This window comes from Micromonospora sp. DT227, assembly GCF_049841835.1.
GTDB lineage: Bacteria > Actinomycetota > Actinomycetes > Mycobacteriales > Micromonosporaceae > Micromonospora.
Genome location: NZ_JBNCLA010000004.1, coordinates 34,901 through 49,385 on the forward strand (window position 1 = coordinate 34,901; position 14,485 = coordinate 49,385).

14 protein-coding genes are annotated in these 14,485 nt (G+C 73.9%); 3 read left to right on the top strand and 11 right to left on the bottom strand.

The features are described from left to right. Nucleotides 1-29: 29 nt before the first annotated feature. Together aroQ and aroB are read right to left on the bottom strand one after the other, a co-directional pair. Nucleotides 30-479, bottom strand: a complete 450-nt coding sequence (aroQ, locus tag ACLQ2W_RS15290) for a type II 3-dehydroquinate dehydratase (RefSeq protein ID WP_425786996.1) — start codon at nucleotides 477-479, stop codon at nucleotides 30-32. Then, nucleotides 476-1,552, bottom strand: a complete 1,077-nt coding sequence (gene aroB, locus ACLQ2W_RS15295) for a 3-dehydroquinate synthase (protein WP_425786997.1) — start codon at nucleotides 1,550-1,552, stop codon at nucleotides 476-478. Before aroB ends, aroQ begins: the two co-directional genes overlap by 4 nt. 92 nt (nucleotides 1,553-1,644) lie before the next feature. Between aroB and ACLQ2W_RS15300 the strand changes: the two genes are divergently transcribed. Continuing rightward, nucleotides 1,645-2,145 (top strand): DUF2243 domain-containing protein, encoded by a 501-nt coding sequence (locus ACLQ2W_RS15300; RefSeq protein WP_425786998.1) that lies wholly within the window; start codon nucleotides 1,645-1,647, stop codon nucleotides 2,143-2,145. After that, on the top strand, nucleotides 2,124-2,927 hold the full coding sequence (locus ACLQ2W_RS15305) for a cytochrome c oxidase assembly protein (RefSeq protein ID WP_425786999.1): 804 nt from the start codon (nucleotides 2,124-2,126) through the stop codon (nucleotides 2,925-2,927). The genes ACLQ2W_RS15300 and ACLQ2W_RS15305 overlap by 22 nt, the downstream gene beginning before the upstream one ends. Here the strand turns inward: ACLQ2W_RS15305 and ACLQ2W_RS15310 are convergent. From ACLQ2W_RS15310 to ACLQ2W_RS15320, 3 genes are all read right to left on the bottom strand, one after another. Then, nucleotides 2,917-3,426, bottom strand: coding sequence for a shikimate kinase (locus tag ACLQ2W_RS15310; protein WP_405093604.1), 510 nt, complete (start codon nucleotides 3,424-3,426; stop codon nucleotides 2,917-2,919). The two genes, ACLQ2W_RS15305 and ACLQ2W_RS15310, sit on opposite strands and share 11 nt — an antisense overlap. Then, nucleotides 3,423-4,601: a chorismate synthase gene (gene aroC / locus ACLQ2W_RS15315; RefSeq protein ID WP_425787000.1), complete on the bottom strand. Its 1,179-nt coding sequence runs from the start codon at nucleotides 4,599-4,601 to the stop codon at nucleotides 3,423-3,425. The genes ACLQ2W_RS15310 and aroC overlap by 4 nt, the downstream gene beginning before the upstream one ends. A 132-nt stretch (nucleotides 4,602-4,733) precedes the next feature. Continuing rightward, on the bottom strand, nucleotides 4,734-5,609 hold the full coding sequence (locus ACLQ2W_RS15320) for a shikimate dehydrogenase (RefSeq protein ID WP_425787002.1): 876 nt from the start codon (nucleotides 5,607-5,609) through the stop codon (nucleotides 4,734-4,736). 147 nt (nucleotides 5,610-5,756) lie between these two features. Between ACLQ2W_RS15320 and ACLQ2W_RS15325 the strand changes: the two genes are divergently transcribed. Further along, nucleotides 5,757-6,299: an RICIN domain-containing protein gene (locus ACLQ2W_RS15325; RefSeq protein ID WP_425787003.1), complete on the top strand. Its 543-nt coding sequence runs from the start codon at nucleotides 5,757-5,759 to the stop codon at nucleotides 6,297-6,299. A 76-nt stretch (nucleotides 6,300-6,375) separates the two neighbouring features. Here the strand turns inward: ACLQ2W_RS15325 and mltG are convergent, their stop codons facing one another. From mltG to ACLQ2W_RS15355, 6 genes are all read right to left on the bottom strand, one after another. Further along, a complete protein-coding gene (mltG, locus tag ACLQ2W_RS15330; protein WP_425787004.1) occupies nucleotides 6,376-7,575 on the bottom strand; it encodes an endolytic transglycosylase MltG in 1,200 nt (399 codons plus the stop codon). After that, a complete protein-coding gene (gene ruvX / locus ACLQ2W_RS15335) occupies nucleotides 7,559-8,032 on the bottom strand; it encodes a Holliday junction resolvase RuvX (RefSeq protein WP_425787005.1) in 474 nt (157 codons plus the stop codon). Before ruvX ends, mltG begins: the two co-directional genes overlap by 17 nt. A 133-nt stretch (nucleotides 8,033-8,165) precedes the next feature. Further along, nucleotides 8,166-10,847: an alanine--tRNA ligase gene (gene alaS / locus ACLQ2W_RS15340; RefSeq protein ID WP_425787006.1), complete on the bottom strand. Its 2,682-nt coding sequence runs from the start codon at nucleotides 10,845-10,847 to the stop codon at nucleotides 8,166-8,168. Further along, nucleotides 10,844-11,149, bottom strand: a complete 306-nt coding sequence (locus tag ACLQ2W_RS15345; protein ID WP_107160014.1) for a hypothetical protein — start codon at nucleotides 11,147-11,149, stop codon at nucleotides 10,844-10,846. The genes alaS and ACLQ2W_RS15345 overlap by 4 nt, the downstream gene beginning before the upstream one ends. A 31-nt stretch (nucleotides 11,150-11,180) precedes the next feature. Next, complete coding sequence (locus ACLQ2W_RS15350) at nucleotides 11,181-11,642, bottom strand: DUF948 domain-containing protein (protein ID WP_107160180.1); 462 nt, start codon at nucleotides 11,640-11,642, stop codon at nucleotides 11,181-11,183. A 158-nt stretch (nucleotides 11,643-11,800) separates the two neighbouring features. Beyond that, nucleotides 11,801-14,140: a hypothetical protein gene (locus ACLQ2W_RS15355; RefSeq protein ID WP_425787007.1), complete on the bottom strand. Its 2,340-nt coding sequence runs from the start codon at nucleotides 14,138-14,140 to the stop codon at nucleotides 11,801-11,803. Between the last annotated feature and the right edge of the window lie 345 nt (nucleotides 14,141-14,485).

Below are 14,485 nucleotides of genomic sequence, written 5' to 3' on the forward strand. Positions count from 1 at the left end.
TCATCAATTGGCGGACAGACCTGCAAAGTCTACTCGCTGTGTCGAATCGGACTCGCACGCTGCGCCAGATGGTGCAGCGCCAGCCGGTAGCCGTCCACCCCGAGCCCGCAGATCACGCCGGTGGCCACCGCCGAGACCACCGAGTGGTGCCGGAACTCCTCCCGGGCGTGGATGTTGGAGATGTGCACCTCGACCAGCGGGCCACGCAGCAGGGCGCAGGCGTCCCGGACCGCTATCGAGTAGTGCGACCAGGCGGCCGGGTTCAACACCACCGCCGCCTCCTCGTCCGCCGCCTGGTGCAGCCACCCCAGCAGCTCGTGCTCGGCGTCGGTCTGCCGGACCACCACGTCCAGCCCCAGCTCCCGCCCGGTCCGCTCGCACATGGCGACCAGGTCGGCGTAGCTGGTCACGCCGTACACGTCGACCTGGCGGGTGCCGAGCCGGCCCAGGTTCGGCCCGTTGAGCACGTACACCCTCACGAGCTGATCTCCCGGTAGGCCGCGGCCAGCAGCTCGTCCGGCGGGGCCTCCAGGATGGCCGGGCGGGCCAGGCCGTCCAGCACCACGAACCGCAGCCGGCTCCCCCGGGCCTTCTTGTCCACCCGCATCGCGGCGAGCAGCTCCGGCCAGGCGTCCGCGCGGTAGCCGGTGGGCAGGCCGAGCGCGGTCAGCACGTCCCGGTGCCGGCGCGCGGTGGCGTCGTCGAGCCGGCCGGCGAGCCGCGCGAGGGTGGCGGCGTAGACCAGCCCGACGGCGACCGCGTGACCGTGCCGCCAGCGGTACCCCTCCGCCTTCTCGATCGCGTGGGCGAGCGTGTGCCCGTAGTTGAGCACCTCGCGGACCCCGGACTCGCGCAGGTCACCGCCGACCACGTCGGCCTTGACCCGCACCGCACGCTCGACCAGCTCACGGACCACCGGGCCGGTCGGGTCCAACGCGGCCGTCGGGTCCCGCTCGACCAGGTCGAGGATCACCGGGTCGGCGATGAAGCCGCACTTGACCACCTCGGCCATCCCGGCGGCCAGGTCGGCCGGGGGCAGCGCGTCCAGCGTCGCGAGGTCGCAGAGCACCCCGGCCGGCGGGTGGAACGCGCCGACCAGGTTCTTGCCGGCGGCCGTGTTGATCCCGGTCTTGCCGCCGACCGCCGCGTCGACCATGCCGAGCAGCGAGGTCGCCACCGGCACCCAGCGGACCCCGCGCAGCCAACTGGCCGCGACGAAGCCGGCCAGGTCGGTCACCGCGCCGCCGCCCACCCCGACCACCGCGTCGGTCCGGGTGAAACCGGCCGCGCCGAGCCGGTCCCAGCAGGCCGCGGCCACGTCGACGTGCTTGCCCGCCTCGGCGTCCGGCACCTCCACCAGCAGCGGCGTGACGCCGTCGGCGCGGGCCCGCTCGGCGAGCCGCTCGGCCAGCGCCTTGAGCGGCGGAGCGTACAGGTAGGCCACCCGCTCCGCGCCGGGCAGCAGCTCGGGCGGCGGGTCGAGCAGGTCGCGTCCCACCAGCACGTCGTACGGCCGTTCGCCGCCGACCGGGATCCGGGTCACCTCGTCCATCGCCGGCAGCCTAGTCCAGCGCCCGCCCCCGGCGCGGCGACTGTCCACTCCGTGGGGCGTTTGTCCGGCCCCGCCCCGGGTAGGGCGGCGGGATGAGCATCCGTCTTCCCGCCACGATCCTCGGCGTCGGCCTCGGTGGCTTCGTCGACGGCATCGCGTTGCACCAGGTCCTCCAGTGGCACCACATGCTCAGCAGCACCGCGACCGACCGGGTCGGGATCCGGGACTACCCGGTCGACACCGTGCCCGGCCTCCAGATGAACACGCTGTGGGACGGCCTGTTCCACGTCGTCACCTGGGTGGCGGTGCTGACCGGGCTGGCCCTGCTCTACGCCCGGGTGACCCGGTCCCGGGGCCGGCTCTGGCGCTCCCCCATGCTCTGGGGCTGGGTGCTCGTCGGCTGGGGCCTGTTCAACCTGGTGGAGGGCGTCGTCGACCACCACCTGCTCGGCATCCACCACGTCCGTGGCGGCCCGTACCAGACCTGGTGGGATCTCGGTTTCCTGGCGCTCGGCGTACTCCTGGTCGCGGGCGGCTGGGCGATCCAGCGGCGAGCCGCCGCGATCGACCTGTGCGCGCCGCGGACGCGGTGAGCCACGCCGGGCACGCCGGCGGCTTCCCGGCGACCGCGCTGCTCCCGGCGGTCATGTTCTGGGCCTACCTGGCCGCCGCGCTGCGGCTGCGCGACCCGGGCGGCCCCGGCTGGGCGCACCGGCGGACCGTCAGCTTCGGGCTGGGCACGCTGCTCGTGGCGGCGGGGCTGCTCGCGCCCGGCGACGACTTCGTCGGGCACATGTGGCAGCACCTGCTGATCGGCATGCTGGCGCCGCTGGCGCTGGTGCTCGGCGCGCCGGTCACCCTGCTGCTGCGCACCCTGGACCGGCGCACCGCACGACGGCTGGTCCACCTGCTGCGGCACCCGGCCGCGCGGGTGCTCGGTCACCCGGTGACCGGCCTGCTGCTCACCGCCGGCGGCCTGTGGCTGCTCCACCTCACCCCGCTGTACCGGGCGACGCTGGAGAACCCGCTGCTGCACACGCTGGTGCAGGCGCACTTCCTGCTCAGCGGCTTCCTGTTCACCTGGTCCGTCGCCGGGCCCGACCCCGGCCCGCACCGCCCCCGGGTGCCGGTACGCCTCGTGGTGCTCGGCGCCGGCGTCGCCGCCCACGCCACGATCGCCCAACTGCTCTACGCCGGCGTGCTCGTCGACGTGCCGGCCACCGGCGCCGAGCTGCGGGCCGGCGCCACGCTCATGTACTACCTCGGTGACCTGGCCGAGATCGCCCTCGCGCTCGCGTTGCTCGCCACCTGGCGGCCGGAGCGCCCCGCCGGCCGCCCGGCCACCCGGCCCGCCGCCGCGACGGTCAGGGCTTGAGCAGGGCGGCGATCTCGGCGGCCAGGTCCTCCGGCGCGCGGCCGTCGGTCACCACGGTCGCGGTCGCCACCTCGGCGTACAGCGGGCGGCGCTGGTCCAGCAGGTGCTTGAGGGTGGCCCGGGGGTTCAACGCCAACAGCGGCCGGCCGGCGCCCAGCCCGACCCGCCGGATCGCGTCCGGCAGCTCCACCGACAGGTGCACCACCGTGTGGCCGATCAGCGCGGCCCGGTTCTCCTCGGCCAGGACCGCGCCGCCGCCGAGCGCGAGCACACCGGCGTGCGAGGCCAGCGCCGCCGCCACGGCGGCCCGCTCCAGCGTACGGAAATGGTCCTCGCCCTCGTCGACGAAGATCTCCGGGATCGGCTTGCCGGCCAGCCGCTCGATGTCCGTGTCGGTGTCCCGGAAGTCGACGCCGAGCGCGGCGGCGAGCGCCGTGCCCACCGTGGTCTTGCCGGAGCCGGGCGCCCCGACCAGCACGCAGACCGGCCGGGTGCTCATTTGACGACCAGGCTGTCGAGGTAGCTCGCCAGGTTGCGGCGCATCTCGGCGACCGAGTCGCCGCCGAACTTCTCCACCGCGGCCTCGGCCAGCACGAGCGCCACCATGGCCTCGGCGACCACCGCCGCCGCCGGCACCGCGCACACGTCGGAGCGCTGGTTGATCGCGGTGGCCGGCTCACCGGTGGTCACGTCGATCGTCGCGAGCGCGCGGTTCAGCGACGAGATCGGCTTCATCGCCGCCTTCACCCGCAGCGGCTCGCCGGTGGTGATGCCGCCCTCCAGGCCACCGGCCCGGTCGGTGACCCGACGCACGCCGGTGGCGGTGGGGATGATCTCGTCGTGCGCCTCCGAGCCACGGGAACGCGCCTGCTGCCAGCCGTCGCCGATCTCGACGCCCTTGATCGCCTGGATCGACATCAGCGCGGTGGCCAGCCGGGCGTCGAGCTTACGGTCCCACTGCACGTGACTGCCCAGGCCCGGCGGCACGCCGTACGCGAGCACCTCGACCACGCCGCCGAGCGTGTCGGCGTCCTTCTTCGCGGCGTCGACCTCGGCGACCATCCGGGCGCTCGCCTCGGCGTCGAGACAGCGCAGCGGATCCGCGTCGATCCGCGCGGCGTCGGACGGGGTGGGCCGCAGGCCCGGCTTCGCCGCCACCGGCCCCAACTCCACCACGTGCGACACGATCTCGACGCCGAGCGCCTGCCGGACCAGGGCCTTGGCGACCGTGCCCACGGCGACCCGAGCCGCGGTCTCCCGGGCGCTGGCCCGCTCCAGGATCGGCCGGGCGTCGGTGTGCCCGTACTTCTGCATGCCGGCCAGGTCGGCGTGGCCCGGGCGGGGGCGGGTCAGCGGCGCGTTGCGGGCCTGCGCGGCCAGCTCCTCCGGGTCGACCGGGTCGGCGGCCATCACGGTCTGCCACTTCGGCCACTCCGAGTTGCCCACCCGGATCGCCACCGGGCTGCCCAGCGTCACGCCGTGCCGCAGCCCACCGATGACCTCGATCTCATCCTGCTCGAACGCCATCCGGGCGCCCCGGCCGTAGCCGAGCCGGCGGCGGGCCAGCTCGCCGGAGATCTCCCCGATGGTCACCTCGATGCCGGCGGGCACCCCCTCCATCAACGCGACGAGGGCGGGTCCGTGCGATTCACCTGCAGTCAGCCAGCGCAACACAGCGGACAGTCTGTCACGCCCCCGGTTCGGCCCCGCGCGGTGCCGCCGGTGTCCCGCCTTGCGGACTCGCCGCCCACTCGCTCCGCCCGCTCGGCCCACGGTTAGGCGGGGGCCCCGCTTAACCGCGCGGTGTTAAGCGGGGCCCCCGCCTATACCGAAAGCGTTAAGCGGGGCCCCCGCCTTACCCTCCAGCGCGGCGCGCATCGCGGCACGCGGCGCGGAGACGCCGGTGAAGTGCTCGAACTGGCCGACCGCCTGGGCCAGCAGCAGGTCGAGGCCGGAGATCACCCGGCAGCCGGCGGCCAGCGCGCCCGCCGCGAGCGGGGTCGGCCACGGGTCGTACAACGCGTCGAACAGCACCGTCTCCGGCCGCCAGTCGAAGTTGTCGGCGAGCGGGTCGGCGACGCCCTTCGGCACCGTGGAGATCACCAGGTCGGCGCGGGCGTGCGCGGGCGCGCCGCCCCACTCCGCGCCGGCCAGCGGCACCCCGACCGCCGCCGCCACCGGGCGCAGCTCGTCGACCGCCTCGGGTCGGCGGGCCACCACGGTCACCTCGGCGGCCCCGATCCGCGCCGCCGCCGCGATCGCCGCCCGGGCGGTGCCGCCGGCGCCGAGCACGGTCACCACCGCACCGGTCACGCAGCCGGCGCCGGTGAGCACCTCGACCATGCCGGTCACGTCGGTGTTGTCCGCGTACCAGGTGCCGTCGGGTCGGCGTACCAGCGTGTTGGCGGCGCCGACCGCGGCGGCGACCGGCGAGACCTCGTCGGCCAGCGCGAGCGCCGCCTCCTTGCCGGGCATGGTCACCGACAGCCCGGCCCACTCCGGGCCGAGGCCCGCGACCAGGTCGGGCAGCTCGTCCGCGCCGGCCTCGATCGTCGTGTACGACCAGCCGGTCAACCCGGCCGCCGCATATCCGGCGTGGTGGATCGCCGGGGAGAGCGAGTGGGCGATCGGCTTGCCGACCACCCCGGCACGACTCGTCGGGCCCTTTCCAGGGTTATGCACAGCACGCAGCCCAGCAGCCGACATGAGATAACACGACTATACCACTCTGAGTAACTACATAGATCATCCTGGCGATCATGACAACCCCTTGTACTCGCGTGCATGCACATGGTTACATTGCCAAACTTCCCTACATTGAGGAGTCGCGTGAAGCTCCACCATGCCCTTGCCGCAGTCACTCTTGGTGCCGCCCTTCCAACACTGACCCTAGCTGCAAGTCCCGCCGCCGCAGCCGATGCCGGACCCTTCTGGTGGGCTTCAGCGAACAGCGGATCAACTCGGTCGGTGATCGATGTACAAGGTCCCACCACTGCAGAGTACGCAAAGGTCCACCTATGGGAGTTCTACGGCGGGAACAGCCAGTACTGGTACCTCGCCGACGGCATCCCGGGCGCATCGAGCAATACCCGCCTTCTGCGTAACAAGTACAGCGGAAAATGCATCGGCCTGCAGGGCACTGGCACCACAAACGGAACCGCTGTCAACCAACAGACCTGTGAATACGGCGACACTCGGCAACAGTGGCGACAGGAACGGCGCTTCGAAGGTAACGGAAACACATATTATCGCTTCGTGAACGTCGCTACCGGCAGGTGCTTGGACAACGCCACCGGCTCCACGGCCGATGGCAACAAAATCCAGATCTGGGGTTGCGCCGGCGACAACAACTACAACCAACTCTGGTACTGATGCGCCACGGCTAGGCCGCAGCCATCTCGCAAGCGCCCAGCGCCAATTACAGCACGCTGGGCGCTTGCTTGTGTAGTCAGATGATACCGGCCTCCCTGGCCTTGGCCTCGTTGCGCTGGTGCTGCTCGAACGTGTCTGCGAAGGCAGAGTGTCCCTTGTCGTCGATCGCCACGAAGTAGAGCCACTTGCCCGGCGGCGGATCCATCGCCCCTTCCAGGGCCTGCTTTCCCGGGTTGTTGATCGGCGTAGGCACGAGACCGCGCAGCTTGCGGTTGTACGGGTTCTTCGGGTTGTCCAGCTCCGCCGCGGTCATCTGCTTGGACGTCTTGGTCTTCTGCCCGGTCAGCTCCAGGTAGTAGTTGACCGTGACGTCCATCTCCAGGCAGTTGCAGGGGAACTCGCCGTAGACCCGGTTGTAGGCGACCCGGGCGACCTTGCCCAGGTCGTCCTTGTTGCCGGCTTCGGCCTGCGCCAGCGACGCGACGACAAGCGCCTCGTACGGGCTGACCCCGCCGCGTTCCGCCTGCACCCGGTCGGCGAACTTCATCTCGCCGGTGACGCTGAGGAAGTTCTCCACCATCAGCTTGAGCACCGTCTCGGCGGTGGCCTTCGGTGGGATCTCGTAGGTGTCGGGGAAGAGGAAACCCTCGATCGAGGGCTTGATCTTCTTGCCGTCGGAGCGCTTGAACCACCAGTCCGGTACGCCCAGCGCCTCCGGGTCCTTCGCCGCGGTCTCGAACTCCTTGACCGGGATGTCGGTCTTCTCGGAGAGCAGCTTGTAGACGTTCTTCGCGGTGCGCCCCTCGGGGATGGTGAGCCCGTTGACGATCTTGTTCTTCAGGTCCAGCATGGCCGTGACCGCGGCGTCGCCGCTCATCTGCTTGCGCAGCTTGTACGTGCCGGGCTGGATGTTCTTGCTGCGCGCGTTCTCCTCGGCGGCCTCGATGAACGCCTTGGTGCTCTTCACCACGTCGGCGGCCACCAGCGCGTCCGCCATGTCGGCGATCAGCGCGCCCTGCTTGATCTGGACGATCGCCTCGCCGGTGCCGGAGCCGTCGTAGTCGGGGGTGACGAAGTAGTTCTGGATGCGGTCGAAGCCGTAGTAGGCCCCACCGCCGATGCCGCCAAGCAGCACCAGGGCGAGCGCGAGCGCGAGGAAGGTCTTGCCCCGGCTGCCGCCGGACTTGCCCTGGCGGCGACGCACCGCGCCGCGCCGGTGCCGGCCCTTCTCCCCCCTGTCCTGCTCGTCGAACCCCAGATCAAGATCGTCGATCATCCGTCCGCCTCCGCTGTGCGTCCAACCAGCTCTGCAGAATCTCCACCGCGGCGGCCTGGTCGACCACCGCTCGTTGACGCTTTCCCCGGACGCCCCGCTCGGCCAGCCTACGACTCGCGACGACGGTCGACATCCTCTCGTCCGTCAGCGTCACCGGAATCGGCCCCATTACATCAGCCAAACGGGTGGCATAGGCCGATACGTTCACCGCCGCCGGCCCGTGCTTTCCGGCGAGGTTGACCGGGAGACCGACGACGATCCCGACCGCCTCGTGCTCGGCCGCCAACCGGACCAGCTCGGCCATGTCGGCGGGCACCGTGTCCGGTTCGGCGGTCAGGTCCCGGGCCAGCGTGACAAGCGGGGTGGCGAGGATGCCGTGCGGGTCGGACCGGGACACCCCGACCCGGACCTGGCCGACATCCACCCCCAACCGGACACCACGGTCGAATTCAGCCATCTGCCGAGCACCTCCTTCAGCCGGTACGGGCCAGGGCGGACCATCCGGTCCGCCCTGGCATCGATCGGTGCGTTCGCTCATGCCGCACGGTCGGGCATGCGCTCACGGCCCTCGCTTCGCTCGGTGCGTTCGCTCATGCCGTATCGGCGATCGCCTTCTCCACGGTGGCCAGCAGGCTCGGCGCCTCCGTGGCGGGCAGGCCGCCGCCCTGGGCCAGGTCGTCGCTGCCGCCGCCCCGACCGGAGAACGCGGCCTTGACCAGGTCCTTCGCGCTCAGGCCCCGGCTCCGGGCGGCGGCGTTGACGGCCACCACCAGGGACGCCTTGCCGTTCGCCCGGGCCGCCACCGCGACCACCGCCGGGCGGGCCGCGTCGATCCGGCCCCGGATCTCCTGCGCGAGGGTCCGCACGTCGTTGGCCGCCGCGCCCTCGGGCGCCTCGGTGCCCACGTACGCGACGCCGCGCACGTCCTTCGCCTGCGCCGCGAGCGCGCCCGCCCCGCCGAGCACGAGCTGGGCGCGGAGCTTCTCCAGCTCCTTCTCCGCGTCCCGCAACTGGGTGACCGTCTGCTCCACCCGGTCGGCGACCTGCTCGCCCGGCACCCGGAACAGCTCGGCCAGCCGGGACACCAGCAGGTGCTCGCGGGCCAGGAAGCCGAACGCGTCCATGCCGACAAGCGCCTCGATCCGGCGCACACCGGAGCCGACCGACGCCTCGGAGAGGATCTTGACCAGGCCGAGCTGGGCCGAGCGGGCCACGTGCGTGCCACCGCACAGCTCCCGGGCGTAGTCACCGACCTCGACCACCCGGACCCGCTCGCCGTACTTCTCGCCGAACAACGCCATCGCGCCGATCCGGCGGGCCTCCTCCTGGCTGGTGACGAACGCGTGCACCTCCAGGTCGGCCAGGAGCACCTCGTTGACCTGCTGCTCCACGTCGTGCAGCACGCTCGGCGCCACCCCGGTCGGGGTGTTGAAGTCGAACCGCAGCCGGCCCGGCGCGTTCAGTGAACCCGCCTGGGTCGCCGACTCGCCGAGGAAGTTCCGCATGGTCTGGTGCACCAGGTGCGTCGCGGTGTGCGAACGGGAGATGGCCCGCCGGCGGGACGCGTCGATCTCCGCGTACCCGGTCTCCCCGGCGCGGACCTCGCCGCGCACCACCCGGGCCCGGTGCACGATCAGGCCGGGCACCGGCTGCTGCACGTCGAAGACCTCGACCTGCCCGCCACCGACCGTGATCAGACCCTGGTCGGGCTGCTGCCCGCCGCCCTCGGCGTAGAACGGGGTGGTGTCGAGCACCAGCTCGATCGTGTCCCCCTCGGCCGCGGCGGCCACCGAGGCGCCGCCGGCCAGCAGCGCGCGCACCCGGGACTCCCGGTTCAGCTCGGTGTAGCCGGTGAACTCCACCGGCCCGCCGCCGTCGAGCACCGACCGGTACGCCGACACGTCGGTGTGCCCGGTCTTGCGGGCCTGCGCGTCCGCCTTGGCGCGGCTGCGCTGGTCGGCCATCAGCCGGCGGAAGCCGTCGGCGTCCACCTGGAGGCCCTGTTCCGCGGCGATCTCCAGGGTCAGGTCGATCGGGAAGCCGTACGTGTCGTGCAACTGGAACGCCTTGTCACCGGAGAGCGCCGGCTTGCCGGCCGACTTCGTCTCCGCGATCGCGGTGTCCAGGATGGTGGTGCCGGCGCGCAGCGTGGCGAGGAACGCGTCCTCCTCGGCGTACGCGTACTGGGAGATCCGGCCGAACTCCTCGGCCAGCTCCGGGTACGACGGGGCCATGCAGTCCCGGGCCACCGGCAGCAGCTCCGGCAGCGCCCGGTCCTGGTAGCCCAGCAGCCGCACCGAGCGGATCGCCCGGCGCATGATCCGGCGCAGCACGTAGCCGCGGCCCTCGTTCGACGGGGTGACGCCGTCGCCGATCAGCATCAGCGCGGTGCGCACGTGGTCGGCGATCACCCGCAGCCGCACGTCGTCCGGGTGCGACTGGTGGGCCGCGTGCCCGGAGTGCGCGCCGTACCGCTTGCCGGTCAGCTCGGCCGCCCGGTCCAGGATCGGCTTGACCTCGTCGATCTCGTAGAGGTTGTCCACGCCCTGCAACAGCGAGGCCATCCGCTCCAGGCCCATGCCGGTGTCGATGTTCTTCGCCGGCAGGTCGCCGAGGATCGGGAAGTCCTCCTTGCCGACGCCCGGACCGCGCTCGAACTGCATGAAGACGAGGTTCCAGAACTCCAGGTAGCGGTCCTCGTCGACCTCCGGACCACCCTCGCGGCCGTACTCCGGACCGCGGTCGTAGTACAGCTCCGAACACGGGCCGCACGGCCCGGGGATGCCCATCGACCAGAAGTTGTCGGCCTTGCCGCGGCGCACGATCCGCTCGGCCGGCACGCCGGTGGCGCGCCAGATGTCGTACGCCTCGTCGTCGTCGAGGTAGACCGTCGCCCAGATCCGCTCCGGGTCCAGCCCGAAGCCGCCCGCCTCGACCGACTTGGTGGCCAGGTCCCAGGCGAGCGGGATCGCCCCGTCCTTGAAGTAGTCACCGAACGAGAAGTTGCCGTTCATCTGGAAGAACGTGCCGTGCCGGCTGGTCTTGCCGACCTCGTCGATGTCCGGCGTCCGGATGCACTTCTGCACACTGGCCGCCCGGTCGAACGGTGGGGACTGCTGCCCGAGGAAGTAGGGCACGAACTGCACCATGCCCGCGTTGATGAACAGCAGGTTCGGGTCGCTGATGGCGGGCAGCGGAGCGGACGGCACCACGGCGTGCCCGTTCGCCTCGAAGTGGGCGAGGAACCGCCGCTTGATCTCCGCCGTCTTCATCGCTGGTGCTCCTCCGGGAAAATCTGCCGGTCGCCGATCCGCGGGTCCTCCCGCAGCTCGGCGAACTCGTCGTCGTACGCCTCGCCGCGGGCGAAGGCCTCGTGGATCTCCTGCTCGCGCTCGGCCATCGAGACCCGGACGTCGTCCACGAAGGCGCGCACCGACTCGACCAGCCCACCGGCGGACTCGGACAGCCCGTTGGCGATGCCCGCCGGGGTGTACGCCTGCGCGGTCCGGGTGGCCTTACGCACCACCAGGACGCCCACGGCCAGCCCGATGCCCAGCCAGAACAACCGCCTCATGCTCTCATCCTTCCCGCGTACGCCGGTCGGGTCAGCGGTTGCCGCGCTTGGCGGCCCGACGCTGCTGCTTGATGGTGTCGCGCACCTCGCGCTCGGTCTCGGCGTGCCGGCGGGCGGAGGCGGCCTTGCGCACGCCGTAACCGAACGCGGCCACCTTCACCAGCGGGTTGGCCGCCGCGGCGGAGACCACGGTGGCCAGGTTCGCCACGTTCGCGGTGACGTTCTGCGCGTGGCTCGTCATGGTGTCCACCTTGGCGAGCTGGAGGTTCACCCCGTCCAGCGAGGTCTGCACCTGCTCCAGCGCCACGTTGACGTTCTTCACCGTGGTGTTCACGTCCCCCAGCAGCGGCCCGGTGCGCTCGTTCAGGTCGCCGATCATGCGGGTCGTCGCGTCGACGGTGTGCCGCAGCCGCAGGATCGGCACCGCCAGCACGAGCACCAGCATCAGGAACGCACCGGCCGCGATCAGCGCAGCGATCTCTCCACCACTCACGCGCATGTCCTCCTCAAGCATTGCCCCGGGACCCGACGCCCCGGAACGCGCGACCGTACCTGCCCAACCTGCCCACGTCGCACCCCGCCGGCCCGGTGGTCACCGGGCGCGGGCGGGCGCGCCAGCCCCAGACCCTACCGTCCGTGAGGGAAGTCGGCTCACGACGGTGAGGGGGTCGGCTCGCCGAGCGGGTCGTCGGTGAGGGTGGGGAACGGATCCTCACCGGTGAGTGACGGATCGGTGGTCGGCGTCGGCCCGGTGCGCTCGTCGTCGATCGCGTTGCGCACCTTCACCGACACCAACGAGCCGGTGCACGTCGCCGCTGCGGGCGCGGGCGGCGCGGACGGCGCCGGCTCCCCGTCCACCGGCGGTGGCGTGCAGGCGGGGTCGCGGACCCACAGGTCGAGCGTGAGCTCGTCCCGCCGCCAGCAGGTGTAGCTGCCCTCGACCTGCTCCTCCGGGCAGCGGTCGACCTTCCACCGCCGCCAACCGTCCTTGGCCAGGGCCTGCTCGTAGACGGCGACGGTCTGCTTCCACCCCTGGTCGGACTCGACCGCGCGTTCCCGCAACCGGCAGTCCTGGAGGCACCAGCGGCTGCCGCTGACGTTGTCGACCGTCTTCGTCGCCGCCCAGGACGGCACGTCGAGGGCGTCGAGCGTGTCGAAGACCGGGTCCCGGCTGAGCGTCCGCATCCCGAAGTAGAGCGGGACCGCGCCCAGCAGCACGAGACTGACAAGCGCGAGGAGGCCCATCCGTAGCCGGCGCCGTTCGCGCATCTGCCGACGCAGTTCGGAGCGGGCGCCGCGCAGGCCACCGGCCTCCGCCCCGTCCGCACCGGGGCCGGCCGGTCGCGGCATGGGCTCGTCGCCCGCGCCGGGCCGCGGCCCCGCGGCCTCCCCCGGCGGTACGACCGCAGCCGCCCGCGCCACCGCCGGCGCCCCCGGCACCCCGCCGACGGGCGCGGCGGCCGCGGCCCGGACCGGTTCCGGGGTGGGCGGGACAGCCCGCCCGGCGGTCCGGTCAGCGGTCCGCTCGGCCGGCCCGGTCGGTCGGGCCACCCCGGCGGCGGCCCGGGCCACCGTCGGTCCGCCGGCCGGTCGTGGCTCGGGCGCTCCCGCCGGACGGGGCGCGCCGCCCGGCGCGACGGAGTCGTCGGGACGGACCGGACCGCGCCCGTCCGGACGGCCTCCCCGCGCCGTCAGGCCACCGGTGCGCTCGGGGTCGCCCTGCGGGCCGGGACCGCCCGGCCCCGTCGGCGGCACGCCCGCGCGGGCCGGACCGGCCGCGCCGCGGTCTCCGGCCACCGGCGATACCCCGGCTCGGGCCGCGCCCCGGGCCGGGCCGGGCGGCTCGGACCGGACCGGATGCTCGGGTCGAACGGGTGCCCCGGGCGGCTGGGATCGGCCAGCCGGCTCGGGTCGGACGGGATGCTCGCGAGCCGGCGGCCCCGGCGGCTGGGATCGGCCGGCCGGCTCGGGTCGAACGGGCGGCCCGGCCACGGCGCGGCCGGTCGGTGCGCGGTCCGGGCCGCCGGCCGGTTCGTCGACCGGCGGGCCGGCCGGCCGACGGGCGGCCGGCATGGCGGGGTCGGTGTGCGACGCACGGCCGGCCTGGCGCAGCCAGTCGGCGGGCCGCTCCGGGCGCTGCGCGCGTGGCTCACCCGCCTCGTCGGCCGCCGGGCGCGGCGCCCGGGCCGGCGGAGCGGCGGCACCTGCGGGACCGGGAGCGTTGGCGGCACCGGGAGCGTCGGGAGCGGCCCGCCGGCCACGGGCGGGGGCGCGGCGGGAAGCGGGCGGGCCCGCCCCCTCCGCCGGGGCGCCGGAGACGGGCGCGGTGGCACCGGGAAGCTCCGGGGCGTTCCCGCTGCGGGGCACGGCGGTCGGCCGGTCCGGCTCGGCGGCGGCCCGCCGGCCGGCACCCGAGACCGGTCGGGCGGCGGGGTCGACCGCACCCTCCGGCGAGCGGTGGCCACCGGCGGGCGGGGTCGCCTCGTGGCGGGAGCGTCGTCCACCGCCGGGGGCCGGCGTCGCGCCGGTCGGCTCGTCGTCGGGTCGCGCCCGGCGGCCCGCGCCGGAGACCGGCCGGACCGCGCCCGGGTCGTCGGGCGACGCGCGGCGACCGGTGGCGGCGGGCCGGGTTCCGGTGTCCAGGCCCGCGGCGTGGGAGCCGGGCGTCTCGACGCCGTGCCGGCCGAGCGGGGTGGGAGGCGTCGCCGTCCGGGAGGCGCCGCCGTCCCCGGGGGACGGCCATGCCGGACCCTGCTCGGCTGCGGCGCGGTCGGGTCCGGTTCGTCCGGTGGGCGGGCCGGTCGGGGGTGCGACCGCAGGACCGGCCGACCGGCCGGCGATCGCCGGCTGCCGACCGGTGGGGCCGTCCGTGCCGCGACGGTGCGGCGGGCCGTCCGGCCGGGGCGCCTCGGGCACACCGGGCCAGGGCCCCTCCACGGGACGGCGCGGCGTGACCGGCTCGGGGCCGGCGGGACGGGCCGGCGGCGCCACCGGCCCGGACCCGGTCGGGTCGGGACCACGCCGGGCCGCCTGCGGACGGGGACCGGGGCCGCCGGGGGGCGCTGCCGGGCCGGGACGAACGGCGCCCGGAGGCAGGTCCGGACCGGGACGGCCGGCGCCCGGAGGCAGGTCCGGACCGGAGCGGCCGGCGCCCGAAGGACGGTCCGGGCCGGAGCGGCCGGGTACCGGCGGCGCCGGGGCGGGACCACCGGTGCCCGGGGGCGCCGCCGCGCCGGAGCGACTCGTCACCGGCGCCATCGTCGCGTCGGTTCGATCGGCTGCACCGGCGCCGGTCGGGTGGGGTCCACCGGTTGCCTGCGGGGCGCGACCCGGCTG